Below are 14,781 nucleotides of genomic sequence, written 5' to 3' on the forward strand. Positions count from 1 at the left end.
CACCATCAGCCTGCCGCATCCCGGAACCACCCGATGGCGGGCGCGTCCGCGTAGTGGTCTTCCTGCTCCGGCGGCCAGCGCTCCCAGAGCGCCTCCCGGGTCGGCGCTTCGGCGGGATTGACCGGGCACGGCGGCGAGTGCAGGCATCCGGGCAGGCCGGCCGCCGTGAAGCTCCGATGTGCCTGCCAGGCTTCGGCCAACTGCTCCTCGGGCAGGCGGTGCAGCAGGTAGACGCGGGGTTCGAAGTCCCAGGCCCCGCCGCCGTCGTTGACGACCATGACGAACCAGTACTCGTGGCCGTCGTGTTCCGCGATGCCGGTGACCGGTCCGTCGTACCAACCGCTGAACCACACCTTCCGGACGCCGGTCAGTTCGGGCAGCCCGGACATCCGAGAGGGTGTGTGTACCCGGCCGATCGAAGCGCGGTGTGCGTCGCCGATCTCGTCGACGAACGGCGGTAATGCCTCGCACGCGGCCAGCCAGGCCGGGGGAACGCCGGTCAGGCCGGTGCGGCCGCCGAGGATGCCGCCCACGATGGCGCACGTGGTGTCGATGTCGCCGCCGGGGAGGGCGGTGGCCCACAGGGCCTCGGTGAGATCGTCGAGATGGGTGGCGGCGCACCAGACGGCGAACGGGACCGTGTCGACCGCCGAGATCTCCCGACCGCAGCCGAGCATCCCGGCGACGTGGCGGGGGTCGGCGCTCGGCGCGATCCGGGCGGCGCGGCGCAGGCGGGCGGCGACCTCGCTGTCCGGCACCCGGTCGGTGACCGCCGCGATGAGCTCGGCGGGAGGCACCCCCCGTACGCTGCATGCCGCCGCAACCGCGACGGCCACCGCTCCCGCAACCGCCTCGGGATGGGCGTGGGTCACCACCGCCGAGCGGGTCGCCTCGGCCACCACCGTGTCGAGGTCGTCGGCGAACCACGCACCGAGCGGCGCCACCCGCATCGCCGCGCCGTTGCCCCACGAGCCCATGCCGTCGAACTTGCGCCGGGTCGCCTCGGCCCACGGCACCCCGCGGCCGATGGCCAGCAGCACGTCGTGCATGGCGGGGCCGTAGGCGCGGTACGGGTCCGCGGCGTACGACTCGGCGAACGCCACCGCCAGCGCGTCCTGGTCGACGCGGCCGTACCGGTCCAGGACCCGCAGCAGTGACAGGGCCATGGCGGTGTCATCGGTCCACAGCCACGGCCCGTCCTTGACGTGCCGCGCGAGCAGCGCGTCCGCCAGGGTTGCGGCCGGCTCCATCAGCCAGGTCTCGCCGAACGCGTCACCGAGCGCCAGCCCCCGCATCGCCGCCACCGCCGCCTGTCGATTCGCCACCAGGTGATGATCGTTCACCGCGGACCGGCGGTGCCACCCGGATCCGGCCGCAGAACCCGCCAGGTGACCACGACGGCGGCGCCGACGGCCGTCACGAGCGAGCCGAGGATCGCCGCGGTGACCGTGCCGGCGTCGAGGTGGATCGTGACGTCCGTGCCGGTGACCTGGGACAGGCCGGAGGCCATGCCGGCCAGCGGCGGCAGCGTGACCAGCACGCCCAGAGTGATGCCGATGGCGGCGACCAGCGCGGTCTCGCCGGCCACGAAGCCGATCAGCTGCCGGACCGTGCCGCCGGCCGACCGCATCACCGCGAAGTCGTCGCGGCGGCCGTACGCGGCCATCGCCATGCTGTTGGCCACCGCCAGGCCGCTGTAGCCGACCGCCACCACGATCAGCATCGTCGCGAGGCCGGCGGTGAGGCGGGCGTCGGTGTCGTAGTCGGCGAGGGCGTAGCTCTGCGCGTCGTGCAGTGCGGCGCCGGCGGCCACCGTCCGCGGGGCGTCCGCCTGCGGGATGAAGACGGTGTCGGTGAGTGCGGCCGGGTCGTGCCGGCGGACCAGCGCCCGGGACAGCACGAAGGCGCCGCGGGCCGGATCGTCCGGGAGGACCTGGGAGATCCGGACGGTCTCGCTCAGGCCGTCGACGAAGCGGACGGTGACGTTGCGTCCGGCGGCGACACCGAACATCCGGGCGGTGCTCACCCCCAGCACCGCCTCGCCCGGCCGGTCCCAGCGCGGGTCCCGGGAGCCCAGAGCGTCGATCACGGTCGGCCCCCGGCCCGGGCGGTCCAGGAAGACGCGGGTGGGCAGCGCCGCCTTGCCGACCGGGTGCTCCGCCACCACCTGGTCGTCGAGGCCCGGTGTGCCGTCCGGGGCGATCAGCACCTGACCGGCCAGCTTCCTGGTCTCGCCGGCCGGGTACGCCGTCCGCATCGTCTGCACCATGCCGCTGATCAGCACCGCGAAGCCGACCGCCGCGATGATCGGCGCCGCGGTCGAGGCCGCCCGGCCGGCGGCGTCGAGCAGCTCGGCACGGATCAGCAGCGGGCCGGCCGACGCCCGTCTGCGGACCAGCGGCGCGGTGACGACCCGGACGACCGGGCCGATCAGGACCGGGGCCAGCAGCGCCGCCGCCACGATCAAGCACATGGCCGCGCCGATCGCCGTGTTGATCCGGTCGTCCGCGCCGGAGACCGCGGTCAGCACCGCGAGCAGCGCACCCAGGCTCAGCGCGCCGGCACCGGCCAGGCCGCGGGCCGGCGTCATCGCGCGCTTTGCGGCCGGGGCGTCCAGCAACGCCGCCAACGGTGTCACGCTCGCGGCCTGCCGGCTCGCCGCCCAGGACCCGGCCACGGCCACCCCGACGCCGATCAGGGTGGCGGCGGCCAGCGGCCAGGTGGACACCCGGATGGTGAAGCCGGGGGCGGTCACGTCCAGGCCGGTCAGGATCGCCTTCATCAGCGGCGCGGCGGCCACCGCGAGCGCCGCGCCGGCCATCGAGCCGGCCAGGCCGATCCCGGCCGCCTCGCCGAGGATCATCCGGCGGATCTGTCCCGGCCGGGCGCCGACCGCGCGCAGCAGCCCGATCTCCCGGCGCCGCTGGGTGGTGGCGAGCGCCAGGGTGGCGGCGACCACGAACACCGTGACGAACAGACCCAGGGCGGCCATCGCCGTGATCAGCTGGGTGCCGAGGAAGCGCTTGTGCGCCACGAACTGCGGCTCCAGCGCGGCCCGGGCGTCCCCGGTGAGGACCGTGCCGGCGGCACCGACCGCGCTGCGGGCCGTGCCCGGGTCGTGCCGCAGCAGGGCGATCGCCCGGACGCCGGGGGCGAGCCGCGCGGCAGCCTCGTCGGTGAAGTAGAAGCCCGGCCCGTCGACGGTGCCGGACACGGTCAGCCGCCGCGGCCCGGAGGCCAGGTCGACCTGGAGGCGGTCACCGGGCCGGACGCCCAGCGATGCGTCCACCGCCACCTCGCCGGGGGTTTGCGGCGCCGCGCCGGCCACCAGCCGGTACGGCGCCAGCCGGGTGCTCGCCCAGCCGTGCCCGGCGTCGCGGGCCGCGTCGCCGGCCACCGGCCGCCCGTCGAGGAACGCCTGGGCGTAGAACGACCGGTCGATCACCGCGCCGTCGCGGAGCCGGTGGGCGAGCGCGGCGGCGTCCGCCTCGCTCCACGGGATCAGATCCCGGAGGTGACCGCTCTCGTCGGCGGCCCGATGCGGGACGACCAGCACCGGGGCCGCCGCGAAGCGGGACGGCACCCGCGGGCGCGCCGAGTCGTAGACGAGCAGCGTGACGCCGATCAGACCGACCCCGAGGGCCACGGCGAGGAGGGCGGCGACGAACGAGCGCCGGTGTTCGCGGAGGTTGGCGAGGGCGAGCACGGTCAGCCCTCCAGCCGGGTCATGCGGGCCGCGATCAGCTCGGGAGCGTCCCGGCGCGGCGTCATGCGGTCCGCGATCCGGCCGTCTTTGAGGAACACCACGACATCGGCGTACGCGGCGGCCACCGGATCGTGGGTCACCATGATCGTGGTCTGCCGCTCGTCGTCGACCAGTTGCCGCAGCAGCGCCAGCACCTCGCCGGAGGTGACCGTGTCCAGGGCGCCGGTCGGTTCGTCGGCGAACAGCACCTCCGGGCCGGTGATCAGCGCGCGGGCCAGGGCGACCCGCTGCTGCTGCCCACCGGAGAGCTGGCGCGGCCGGTGCCCGGCGCGGTCGGCGAGCCCGACCCGGGCCAGCGCCGCGTGCACCGCGTCGGGGCCGGGCCGCCGGCCGGCGAACCGCAGCGGCAACTCGACGTTCTGCGCGGCGGTCAGCGAGGTGACCAGGTTGAACGCCTGGAAGACGAAGCCGATCCGGTCGCGGCGCAACCGGGTGCGGTCGTTCTCGTCGAGCGCGCCGATGTCCCGGCCCGCGATCAGGATCTGCCCGGAGGTGGGCCGGTCGAGCCCGGCCGCGCAGTGCAGCAGGGTGGACTTGCCGGAGCCGGAGGGACCCATCACGGCGGTGAAGCTGCCCCGGGGGAAGTGCAGGGAGACGTCGTCGAGGGCGGTCACGGCCCGGTCGCCGTGTCCGTACACCTTGCGGACGCTGGTCAGGGAGGTCGTCATGGCGGTCATCAGATCCCGCCGGCCGGGGCCGGCACATTGACCGCTGCTGTAGTCCCGAAGGTAGAGTCCGCTCTACTGCGCGGCGCCGCCGCGATGCCCTACGGTCGTGGGGTGCGAAACCGGACAGCGTGGCAGGCGATGGCCCAGAGCCCGCTCGGTTTCCTGCGTTCCGCCTGGCCGTGGCGCGCCCTCGCCTACCTGGTCTCGGGTGTCCTGACCGGCGCGCTGACCTGCGCAATCCTGGCCGCCCTGATCGCGGCCGGCGTGGCCGGCCTGATCGTCCTGATCGGACCGGTGTTCCTGCTCGCGGCCGCCCTGTCCGGCCTCCCGGTGGCCCGCCTGGAACGCCGGCGGTTGCGGCTGGTCGACGCGGACCGCACCGGCGACCCGCACCAGACGCCGGCCGCACCGGGCCCGCGGGCCTGGCTGCGCACCCGGCTGGCCGAGCCGGCGACGTGGCGCGAGCTGGCCTTCACCCTCCTGTCGGCCACCGCGCTGTGCTGGCTGGACCTGGTGGTGCTGGCGTTCGCCTTCGCCGTGCCGTGGATCTGCGTCGAGGCCGCGGTCGAGGACCCGGCGGTGTGGCCGTGGGCGATCGCCGGTGTGCTGCTGCTGTCGGCGTGGCCCTACACCGTCACGTCGTGGGCCGGCGCGCGCGCCGCGCTCACCCGCACCATCCTGTCGCCCCGCGACCGGGAACTGGGGGAGCAGCTGACCGAGGTGCGCCGGTCCCGGGCCCGGCTGCTCGGCGCCTTCGAGGCCGAACGGGTCCGCATCGAACGCGACCTGCACGACGGCGCCCAGCAGCGGCTCGTGTCGCTCAGCATGCAGCTCGGGCTGCTGCGGCTGGACACCGAGCCGGACTCCGCGCTGCACCGCCGGATCGGCGAGGCGCAGGAGCAGCTGACCACCGCTCTCGCCGAGCTGCGCGACCTGGTGCGCGGCCTCAACCCGCAGGTGCTCACCGACAACGGCCTGGTCGCCGCAATCGAGGAGAACACCAGCCGGTTCACCATCCCGGTGGACGTCGACGTGCGGCTGCCCGCCCGGCTGCCGCACGCCGTCGAGCTGGCCGCCTACTACGTGGTCACCGAGGCGATGACCAACATCGCCCGGCACAGCGGCGCGACCACCGCGCGGATCACCGGGCGCCACCATGCCGACGTGCTCACCCTGCAGATCACCGACAACGGCGCCGGCGGCGTCGATCCGGCCGCCGGCACCGGCATGACCGGTCTCGCCGACCGGCTGGGCGTCCTGGACGGCCGGATGCGGATCTCCAGCCCGCCCGGCGGGCCGACCCTGATCCACGTGGAGATCCCGTGCCCCTTCGGATAGTCGTCGCCGAAGACTCGCCTCTGCTCCGCGAGGGCCTGATCGGCATCCTGGGCCGGTTCGGTCACGAGACCGTCGCGGCGGTCGCCGACGCCGGTGCGCTGGTGGACGCGGTGCGGGCGGACCGGCCCGACCTGCTGATCACCGACGTGCGGATGCCGCCGCGGCACGCCGACGACGGCCTGCGCGCCGCGGTGGCGCTCCGCGGGGAGTGTCCGGGCCTGCCGGTGCTGGTGCTCAGTCAATACGTGGAGCAGTCGTACGCCGCCAAACTGCTCGACTCCGGCGACGGCGCCGGGGTGGGATACCTGCTCAAGGACCGGATCGGCGCGGTCGCCGACTTCATGACCGCGGTGGAGCAGGTGGCGGCCGGCAGGACCGTCGTCGACCCGGACGTGGTCCGCCAGCTCATCCGGCGCCGGCAGGACCCGCTCGACCGGCTCAGCCCCCGCGAGCAGGAGGTCCTGGCCCTGATGGCGCAGGGCCACGCGAACACCTTCATCGGGGCGACGTTGACCATCACCGACGCCGCGGTGAACAAGCACATCGGCAGCATCTTCACCAAACTCGACCTGCCGGTCGCCACCGAGGGACACCGCCGGGTGCTGGCCGTCCTGGCCTACCTGCGGGGCTGAGGCGAGGCGCGCTCAGGCGGCGACGGCGATCCGGTTGCGGCCGGCGTGCTTCGCCTCGTAGAGCGCGGCGTCCGCGCGGGCGGTCAGCTCGTCCGAGGTCTCGGTGCCGTCCCACTCGGCCAGGCCGGCCGAGAAGGTCTGACCCAGGGGAGTGGCGGCGCGCATCCGGTCCAGGATGGCGTGCGCCTGCCCGGCGGTGGCGTCGGGCAGCATCACCACGAACTCCTCGCCGCCCGTAGCGGGCCAGGTGGTCGACGGTGCGCAGCTGCTCCTGCCACGCGGCGGCGGCTTCCTTGAGCAGGCGGTCACCGGCCGGATGACCGTACGCGTCATTGAAGCGCTTGAAGTGGTCGACGTCGACCACGGCGACGGTGAGCGGGGTGCCGGCCCGCCGGGTCCGTTCGATGCCGCGGGGCAGTTCGGTGTTCCAGGCACGCCGGTTGGGCAGCCCGGTCAGCTCGTCGGTGACGGCGAGTTCGCGGGCCTTCTCGGTCTGCGCGTCGAGCTGCCGCAGCAGCTGGGTCATCCGGGTGACGACCAGCAGGAACAGCGCGATGCAGCCGACCGCGATCGACAGCGCGTCGCTGACCTGGTGGCGCAGCGTCTGAACGATCAGCAGCACGGGCGCGATCAGCGAGGTCGCGGTCAGCGTGGCCAGCAACGACCGGCTGATCCGGGCCGGCCGCGGGGCGACGCGGCGGCTCAGCGAGCGGGCGTCGGTGTGCACCGCGGCGGCGCCGAACAGCAGGAATCCGACGAGGAACACGTCGGCCAGCAGGCGGTGCGGGACCGGACCCGGCTCCCACGCCAGCTGGTTGATCACCGCCCAGGTGCCGTCGCCGGCCAGGAAGCAGATCAGGGCGGCCGACACCAGGCGGAAGGACACGTTCTGACCGCTACCGCTGAGCAGCAGTCGTACGGTCATGGCCAGCAGCACGATGTCACCCAGCGGATACGCCACGCTGACGATGTGCCCCAGCAGTCCGATCGTCGGGTCCTCGGCCGCCGGCTTGATCATGAAGATCCAGGCGAGCAGGCCGATGCCGGTGGTCAGCGTGGTGGCGTCGACGGCGGTGGCCCAGTCGCGCTGCACATTGCGCCGGCGGATCATCAGCAGCAGACCGGCGGCCGCGGCCGGGTACAGCGACAGGTAGGCGGCGTCCGCCCAGGACGGGAAGCCCGGGTCGACCTGGGTGTGGGTGAGGATGTACTCGACCAGGATGCCGCTGGCGTTGCCGGCCACCCCGATGGCGAACAGCCACCACGGGGCCGCCGGGGTGACGCGGCGCCGCCGGATCCCGATGACCATCATCACCGCGGCCAGCCAGCCGGCCGTCACCTGCCACACCAGCTGCAGGGTGCTGCCGTCCGGCACGGCGAGGAACCCGCCGACGGCGACGACCGCGATCACCACGTGCAACCGCATCAGACGACTGGCCACGGCACCCAGGTCACCACGGCCGCGGTGCCCCGCCGGGACACGTCCGGGTGCAGGACGGTTGCGCAGTTGCGGTACCCCGAGATGCCGCCGCAATTATTTGCTGGTAGACAACTATCGTGACGGACGACTACTACACCATCGTCCGCGGCCGCCCCTACCGCGCCGCGGACGGCGTGACCACCGTACGGGTGCGGCTCGACGGCGAATTCGACCTGGCCGCCCGTCCCGCCCTCATCGACGAGCTGACCGCCGCCGCCGGGGACGGCACCCGGATCCTGGTCGACCTGGACCGGGTGACGATGCTCGACTCGGAGGCGATCGGCGCCCTGCTGGCCGGATTCGAGGCCGTCCGGCACGACGCGACCCGGTTCCGGCTGGCCAACGCCCGCGGCGTCGTCCGCCGCGTCCTGGACATCAGCGGCCTGTCCTTCCTGTTCGCCACCGACCCGGCCGCCGGCTGACCGGTCAGCCGGCAGGCCGAGCACCCCGCCTCGGCAGCGAGCCGCGCCCGCTTCCTACGATGACGCCCGCTCGGCGCACCGGCAGGCAGGAGCCGCGCAGGCCTTGCGCCGGAACGCGACGATCATGACCGCCGGTTTCCCGAGCTGAGGGGAACCGGTTGCCGCCCGGACTGGACTTCGGGCGTTTCCCGCCAAAGGCGCAGGGTATGCCGCCATCCCTGGACCGGGAACGGCAAGTGCGGCTCCGCACCGGATCCCTGGCGGACAGCACGCGTTCACCGTCCGGGTGGCGAGTGGCAGACAGTCGGACAAGGGGATCGCATGCGCAGTGACTACGACGTCATCGTGATCGGCGGCGGCGCTGCCGGGCTCAGCGGTGCCCTGACGTTGGCCCGGGCACGACGGTCGGTCGTGGTCGTCGATGCCGGGGCGCCACGCAACGCGGCCGCCCACCGTGTGCATGGCCTGTTGGGGTTGGACGGCATCGCGCCGGCCGAGTTGCTCGACCGCGGCCGCAAGGAGGTCCGGGCGTACGGTGGCGAGGTCGTCCGCGGCGAGGTCGACGCGGTCACCGCGGCCGCCGGAGGGTTCGACGTCCGGCTCACCGACGGCCGCCGGGCTGCGGCGCGTCGGGTCCTCGTCGCCACGGGACTCGTGGATGAGCTGCCGGAGGTCGCGGGCCTGCGGGAGCGGTGGGGACGCGACGTCATCCACTGCCCGTACTGCCACGGCTGGGAGATCAGCGGGATGCCCGTCGGGGTGCTGGCGACCGAGGAGGTCTCGGCGGTCGAGGAGGCGCTGCTGTTTCGGCAGTGGAGCGACGACGTCGTGCTGTTCACCCACACCGGTCCGACACCCACCGCGCAGGACGCGGAGCGGCTCAACGCCCGCGGGGTCCGGGTCCAGGCGGGGAAGGTGTCGGCGTTGGAGGTGGCCGACGACCGGCTCGCCGGGGTGCGGATGAGTGACGGCACCGTCGTCGACCGGGCCGTCCTGGTGGTGTCACCCCGCCTGGTCGTGGCGGCGCGGTTCCTGCGGCCGTTGGGCCTGGTGCCGTGCGAGGAGGAGTCCGGCACCGGCGAGTGCTTCCGGGTGGATGCCACCGGCCACAGCGCGGTCGCCGGCGTGTGGCTGGCGGGCAACGTCTCGGACACGGCTGCCCAGGTGGGGACCGCGGCGGCCGCGGGAGCGACGGCCGCCGCGCACATCAACACCGACCTCGTGGAAGAAGACACCGCACGCGCGGTCCACGCCGCGCGGCGTGAACCCGACCACCTGTCCTGACGCGGCAGACCGCGACACCTGGTCAACCTGCTGAGGTCGGCCGGCCGAGTACCGGCATGTCGTCCACGCGGGTGCCGGGTTGCCACGGCCAGCGGTGGTGGCGATCCGGCCAGACGATCTGCAGCGCCTCCACGACGGCACCCGTGGCCTCGTAGAACTGCGCGGCAACGGGCAGGTGGCGATCCGGCTCGGTCACCGCGACGAGCTCGACCTGGTGGCCCTCGAGAATGTCGCCGGCACGCTGACCTGCCGTGAGCACGCGCCGGCCGGCGATGATCTCCTCGGCAACGGCCTGTAGGGCGGGCCGGGAGATGTCCGGCGGCAACCCGAACAGAATCAGCTCAGGATGCCCGTACCGGGTCAAGCCGACCGTGTACCAGCACGTCTCCAGCGCTGTCGGCTGGGGGACGAACTGAAGGTACAGACCTGAACGCGCGATCGCCTTGCCGATCTCGGCGATTTCGTCTGCCCGTAGTTCAGCCGCCATGGTTCGCCTTCCGCCCGTTCTGTCCGGGCAGCCGACTGTGTGCCCTTCCGGACAGACACCCATACCCGGCAACGCCGGGCCTACACCCGGCCGTCGGATCGACCAGCCCGCCGCAGACCAGGACCGGCCCGGACGATGACGGTGAAGTGCCGCATCGCCCGGGCGCGGCCCAGTGGGTGAGGGTCTGATCAGGAGCCACCTCAGGCGGGTTCAGCCCGGCCGGGCCCGTCGTTCAGGCGGGGATGCACCAGGAAGGGTGGGCGGCGTGCTTCTTGATACCGAGGTCGGCGCAGTCGATGCTGCTGCCCTCGGTGATCTTGACCCACTTCTTGGTGCCGGTCCGGTACTTGAAGACCGTCATGCCGTCGCCCTGCTGCTCGACGGTGGGCGCGGTGAACTCGGCCTTGGCAAGGGTGTTGTTCCAGCAGTTGATGCTGCTCTTCTTGATCTTCCAGCCGGCCGGCATCTTCGCGGCCGCCTGCAGAGCCGCGGCGGTGGCCGTGGAGCAGGCCTTCGCCGGTTTCGCGGTGGTCGCGGCAGCCGGTGCGGCGCTTGCCGCACCAGCGAATCCGACCAGGCTCACCATGGTGGCTCCAGCGACGGCGAGAATCGAAATCCGGGTGCGCATGCGAGTTCCTTCCGAGAACCAGAGAACGAGGGTGCTGGCACACGCGGTGGTTGTCCCGCAGGTGCTGCGGTGAACACACTCCTTGATCCAGTCGGGTTCTCTCAGGCCGGCCGGCGACTGTGGCACCAATACGGGAGAAGATCCACTTCCTGACTTCAGCTGGGGGCGCCGTCCCGCTTGGACCTGGTTCAACCCCACTGACTTGCCCGAGCGCCTCCCGGCGGGTGAGGTGTCAACCCCCGTCAAGTGCCGATGGCCTGCGGGAAGCTGAACACCCGGTCCGGGTCGACCTGATTCTTGATCTCCACGAGCCGGGGGTAGTTGACCCCGTAGTACGCGGTGCGCCAGTCCGGCAGGTCCGGGTCGATGAAATTCTGGTAGGCGCCGCCGGTGACGTACGGTGTCATCGCCTCGCGCAGGCCGGCGAGCCACCGCAGGCCGGCGCCGACCGTGGCCGGATCGTCCCCGTCGGTCCAGGACGTGTCCATGCTGAGCAGGAACAGACCCTCGCGGTGCACGTACGCGGTATCGACCGGCGCGACGTCGTTGACGGCGCCGCCGTAGGCGAACAGTGCGACGCCGCCGCCGTCCGGGTTGGTGCTGGTCGGCCAGCGGTCCACGGCGGAAAGCAGCACCTCGATCGCGTCGGCGGGCAGCGGGTCCCGGACGAAGGACGTCTTCACCGCGAACGCCTCGGCCGACGTGTCGTGCAGCAGGTAGCTCTGCGCCTGCCAGAACGTCCGGTCGGCGATGTCCGCCCGGACCGGGCGGGCCACCGCCAGGACCGGGTCGAGCAGTTCGCGAAGCTCGCCCGCCGGGCCGAGGTGCAACCCGATCGCGGACACCACCGGGTCGGATCCGGCGGTCGCGGCGACACCCAGCCGGGCCGAGAACTCCCGCGGCGCACGCCGCTGCACCTCCTGCATGACCTCCAGCACCTTCTCAGCCGCGGCGCGTTCCCACAGCAGCAGGAAGGTGGAGACGTCGGAGACCTGGGCGGCCTGGAAGGTGGTCGACACGTTGATGCCGAAGTTCCCGCCGCCACCCCCGCGGCAGGCCCAGTACAGGTCGGCATTCTGGGTGGCGTCGCAGGTCAGCAGCCGACCGTCGGCGGTCAGCAGGGTGGTGCTCACCATCGTGTCGGCGGTGAGCCCGAACGCGCGCGAGGTCGCGGCTGTGCCGCCGCCGAGCGCGAGCCCGGTGACGCCCACCGATGCGCCGTTGCCGAGCGGGAAGGCGATGCCGTGCGGTTCGAGAGCGGCGTACACTCCGGCGGTACGTACGCCGCCCTGGATCGTCACGCGGCCGGTGGAGGCGTCCACCGTCACCTCGTCCAGCGCGCTGAGGTCGATGACGAGCCCGCTACCGGTCGAGTAACCGCCGTAGCTGTGGCCGCCGCCGCGGGCGACGACCGGCAGGGCGGTGTCGCGGGCCCAGGCCAGCACCAGCCGAAGATCGGCGACGTCGGCCGCGCGGACCACCGCGGCCGGCACGGTGGCCGCATGCCGGGTGTTGAACGGCGTGCTGGACTCCCGGAACCCGGACTGATCCGGACGCAGGACCCGACCGCGGACGCCGGTTTCCAGGGCGCGCCAAGCGGCGGCGCTGACGGTGGGCACTCACCCCACCTCTTCGAGGTACGAGACGCCGGTGGCGGCGTGGGGGCCGTACCGTTCCCAGTTCTCGCGCAGCCGCAGCGGGCCGTCGCCGGTGGCGATCGGCGTGTTCAGCGCGCGTCCGCAGATCACCTCGCCGCTGTTCAGCACCATGGTGTAGCCCAGGTGCAGCGTTCCGTCGCTCTGCCGGATGCCGGTGATCGAGCCGCGGCGCACCTCACCGCCGGAGAAGTCGGCCCAGACCACGTCGCCCTGTTGGTGATAGGTGGCGACGGTGCCGTCGGCGTCGCCCGGCTTACGGAACCGCCGCCCGTCGTAGTCGATCATGACGGCTGGGCGGCACGGTCGAGGAAGGCGGCCGCCGTTGCGCCGTCCCACCAGATCGCGTAGTAGGAGAAGTCCTGGTCACTGTCGTTCTCCACATGGTGTTCCAGCCCGGGCCGCATCGTCAGCAGGTCACCGGCCACGATGCTGTGCCGTTCACCGGACGCGGTGACCAGGACGCCGCGACCGGCCATCCCGATGAAGATCTCCCGTTCGGGATGGGAGTGGGTGTCGGTCACGTCGCCCGGGCGCAGCACGCACCAGGCACCCTCGAACGGCGTGTCCACGCCGGGCCACGGCTGCAACAGCTTGAGGTCCAGCCCGTGCGCGCGGGCGAGGTCGTCGGGTTCCTGGCGGCGAACCTGCACGCCGCCGCTTTCCGCTCCGGTCACAGTTCTGCTCCGTTCGCTGGTCATCGTCGCCCGGCCTCGGGTGTCGGGAGGATTCCGGCCTCGCGGGCCTCGCGCATGATCGCCTCCCGGTCGCGCCAGTGCGACCAGAACGCTCCGGTGTACCCCAGCTGACTGAGGCTGGTCAGGAACGGGTTGTCGGCGTAGTTGTTGTCGATCTCGCTGGTGCCGCCGAGTGTCGGCAGCATGACCCGGTGGTGCTCGGCGGGGTCGACGAGATCCCAGAGCCGTTCGACAGTCCGTTCCCACTGCACGGACGGGTTGGTGACGTCCTCGGCCAGGCCCGGCGAGAGATAGCAGACCAGCCGGAAGTCGCCGTGTTCATCGAACATGAACTGGCGTTCGTACTCGGCCGGCCCGGAACAGGCGGCCAGCGGTTTGAGCACGATCGGTTCGGTCGCCGTGTTGGACTGCAGCCCGGGCGCGGTGCGTACCCCGTCGCACTGCTGAGCGAGATCGACCCCGAGCGGAATGTACGGGAACAGCCGCAGCCCGAGTGAGAAGCCGGTGACGGTGGCGTCCAGGGCCATGAAGGCATCGACGCACTCGCGCATCGTCTCCATCGTCTCGCCGGGCATCCCGAACAGCGCCTCGACCATGGTCTTCAGGCCGTTCTCGTGGCACAGGCGGACCAGCCGTTCGGTATCGGCGAACGTGTAGTACGTGCTGCCGCCGCCGGTGACCTTCCAGCCCTGCAGCAGGTCGGCGCGGATGTGGTCGGAGCCGACGTTCACGCCCTGGCAACCGGCCTCGGCGAGCAGCCCGGCGAACTCCTCGTCGAAGGGTGAGGGCTGGCAGTAGACCCACAACCGCAGGTCGTTGAGCGGGTTGCCCGAGTCGGCCCGCTTGCGCCGCACGATCTCGCGCAGCACGCTCTTGGCATGGGCGATCGACAGGTTGAACTCGCTGTCGGTGGTGTGCAGGTCGAGCACGCCCTGCTCGGTGAGCGACTGCATCTCGTCGACGACGGCGGCGACGTCCCGCCGGCCGAACCGATTGCCCTTCGCATTCGGCTCGACGCAGTGCGCACACCGATAGGTGCAGCCGTTCTTGGTCAGGATGCTGCCCAGGCCGCCCCCGTGGTAGTGCTGCAGATTGTCCACCTTGTACGGCTGGCCCGACCGGCGCCGGTAGGAACCGGACCGCTCGACCTGCCACACCCGGTCCTCGCCGTCGGCCGTCGGTGACACCGGTGCCGACAGGCCGTGCGGCAGGCGTAGCACCGGCGGCGGCACCCGGGTGACGCCCTCGGGCGTGTTGCGGATCAGGCCGGGCACGGTGGCGGGATCGCGGCCGGTGGCGACGGCGTCGGCCAGGTCGACCAGGATCTGCTCGCCGGGGCCCTTGACCCCGAAGTCGACGCCGAAGTACTCCACGAGGGCGAACGGCATCGTCGAGAAGCCGATGCCGCCGCAGACCAGGGGCGCGTCGGACAGCCGCATCACCTCGGTGATGATCTCCTTGTGCTCACCGACGAACGGGCGCTGCTCGAGGGCGTACACCGTGTCGGTGTTCCGCACCGACACCCCGACCAGCAGTGGGGTGCGTTCCGCGAAGTATTCCGCCAGGAACGACTTCCACTCGTCCCGGCGGAACGTCAGGTCGAGTACGTCGACGTCGAACCCCGCCTGCTCCAGGGCGGTGGTCAGCACGTCCAGCCCGTACGGGGCAATCGGGGGGAACACCTTGTTGGGGTTCACCAGTGTGATCAGACCGCTGCTCATCG

At 72.5% G+C, this 14,781-nt stretch carries 13 protein-coding genes and 2 pseudogenes; 4 read left to right on the forward strand and 11 right to left on the reverse strand.

Features of this window, described 5'->3' with window-relative positions:
- Positions 1 to 446 precede the first annotated feature (446 nt).
- The 3 genes and pseudogenes from ACSP50_RS17365 to ACSP50_RS17375 form a co-directional block, all read right to left on the reverse strand.
- Positions 447 to 1,295 (reverse strand): annotated as a pseudogene (locus ACSP50_RS17365) (ADP-ribosylglycohydrolase family protein); the annotation flags it as partial.
- 44 nt (positions 1,296 to 1,339) lie between these two features.
- Entirely contained in the window at positions 1,340 to 3,706 is a 2,367-nt protein-coding gene (locus tag ACSP50_RS17370; RefSeq protein ID WP_014690544.1) for an ABC transporter permease, read from the reverse strand.
- 2 nt (positions 3,707 to 3,708) lie between these two features.
- Complete coding sequence (locus tag ACSP50_RS17375) at positions 3,709 to 4,443, reverse strand: ABC transporter ATP-binding protein (protein ID WP_014690545.1); 735 nt, start codon at positions 4,441 to 4,443, stop codon at positions 3,709 to 3,711.
- A gap of 84 nt (positions 4,444 to 4,527) precedes the next feature.
- Between ACSP50_RS17375 and ACSP50_RS17380 the strand changes: the two genes are divergently transcribed.
- Together ACSP50_RS17380 and ACSP50_RS17385 are read left to right on the forward strand one after the other, a co-directional pair.
- Complete coding sequence (locus ACSP50_RS17380; protein WP_014690546.1) at positions 4,528 to 5,772, forward strand: sensor histidine kinase; 1,245 nt, start codon at positions 4,528 to 4,530, stop codon at positions 5,770 to 5,772.
- A complete protein-coding gene (locus tag ACSP50_RS17385; RefSeq protein ID WP_043514464.1) occupies positions 5,769 to 6,404 on the forward strand; it encodes a response regulator transcription factor in 636 nt (211 codons plus the stop codon). The genes ACSP50_RS17380 and ACSP50_RS17385 overlap by 4 nt, the downstream gene beginning before the upstream one ends.
- Before the next feature lie 12 nt (positions 6,405 to 6,416).
- Here ACSP50_RS17385 and ACSP50_RS45055 read toward each other — a convergent pair whose 3' ends face one another.
- Positions 6,417 to 6,737, reverse strand: coding sequence for a GGDEF domain-containing protein (locus tag ACSP50_RS45055; protein WP_369793956.1), 321 nt, complete (start codon positions 6,735 to 6,737; stop codon positions 6,417 to 6,419).
- Positions 6,694 to 7,830, reverse strand: a pseudogene (locus ACSP50_RS17390) (GGDEF domain-containing protein); the annotation flags it as partial. The pseudogene ACSP50_RS17390 and the gene ACSP50_RS45055, both read right to left, overlap by 44 nt.
- Before the next feature lie 131 nt (positions 7,831 to 7,961).
- Here ACSP50_RS17390 and ACSP50_RS17395 point away from each other — a divergent pair.
- Both ACSP50_RS17395 and ACSP50_RS17400 read left to right on the forward strand, forming a co-directional pair.
- A complete protein-coding gene (locus tag ACSP50_RS17395; RefSeq protein WP_014690549.1) occupies positions 7,962 to 8,306 on the forward strand; it encodes an STAS domain-containing protein in 345 nt (114 codons plus the stop codon).
- Positions 8,307 to 8,627: 321 nt separating this feature from the next.
- Complete coding sequence (locus ACSP50_RS17400) at positions 8,628 to 9,590, forward strand: NAD(P)/FAD-dependent oxidoreductase (protein ID WP_014690550.1); 963 nt, start codon at positions 8,628 to 8,630, stop codon at positions 9,588 to 9,590.
- Between the two features lie 22 nt (positions 9,591 to 9,612).
- Here the strand turns inward: ACSP50_RS17400 and ACSP50_RS17405 are convergent, their stop codons facing one another.
- From ACSP50_RS17405 to tsrT, 6 genes are all read right to left on the reverse strand, one after another.
- On the reverse strand, positions 9,613 to 10,077 hold the full coding sequence (locus tag ACSP50_RS17405) for a DUF4262 domain-containing protein (protein WP_014690551.1): 465 nt from the start codon (positions 10,075 to 10,077) through the stop codon (positions 9,613 to 9,615).
- A 232-nt stretch (positions 10,078 to 10,309) separates the two neighbouring features.
- The gene (locus tag ACSP50_RS17410) at positions 10,310 to 10,705 is read right to left on the reverse strand and encodes a hypothetical protein (protein ID WP_014690552.1); all 396 of its coding nucleotides are present in this window, start codon (positions 10,703 to 10,705) and stop codon (positions 10,310 to 10,312) included.
- 242 nt (positions 10,706 to 10,947) lie between these two features.
- Positions 10,948 to 12,324 carry an FAD-binding oxidoreductase gene (locus ACSP50_RS17415; protein ID WP_014690553.1) on the reverse strand — a complete coding sequence of 459 codons (1,377 nt, stop codon included), beginning with the start codon at positions 12,322 to 12,324 and terminating at the stop codon, positions 10,948 to 10,950.
- A complete protein-coding gene (locus tag ACSP50_RS17420) occupies positions 12,325 to 12,648 on the reverse strand; it encodes a hypothetical protein (RefSeq protein ID WP_014690554.1) in 324 nt (107 codons plus the stop codon).
- Positions 12,645 to 13,037, reverse strand: coding sequence for a cupin domain-containing protein (locus tag ACSP50_RS17425; RefSeq protein WP_197688152.1), 393 nt, complete (start codon positions 13,035 to 13,037; stop codon positions 12,645 to 12,647). The genes ACSP50_RS17420 and ACSP50_RS17425 overlap by 4 nt, the downstream gene beginning before the upstream one ends.
- 20 nt (positions 13,038 to 13,057) lie before the next feature.
- Complete coding sequence (tsrT, locus tag ACSP50_RS17430; RefSeq protein WP_014690556.1) at positions 13,058 to 14,779, reverse strand: tryptophan 2-C-methyltransferase; 1,722 nt, start codon at positions 14,777 to 14,779, stop codon at positions 13,058 to 13,060.
- Positions 14,780 to 14,781 lie beyond the last annotated feature (2 nt).

The organism is Actinoplanes sp. SE50/110, assembly GCF_900119315.1.
Taxonomy (GTDB): Bacteria; Actinomycetota; Actinomycetes; order Mycobacteriales; family Micromonosporaceae; genus Actinoplanes.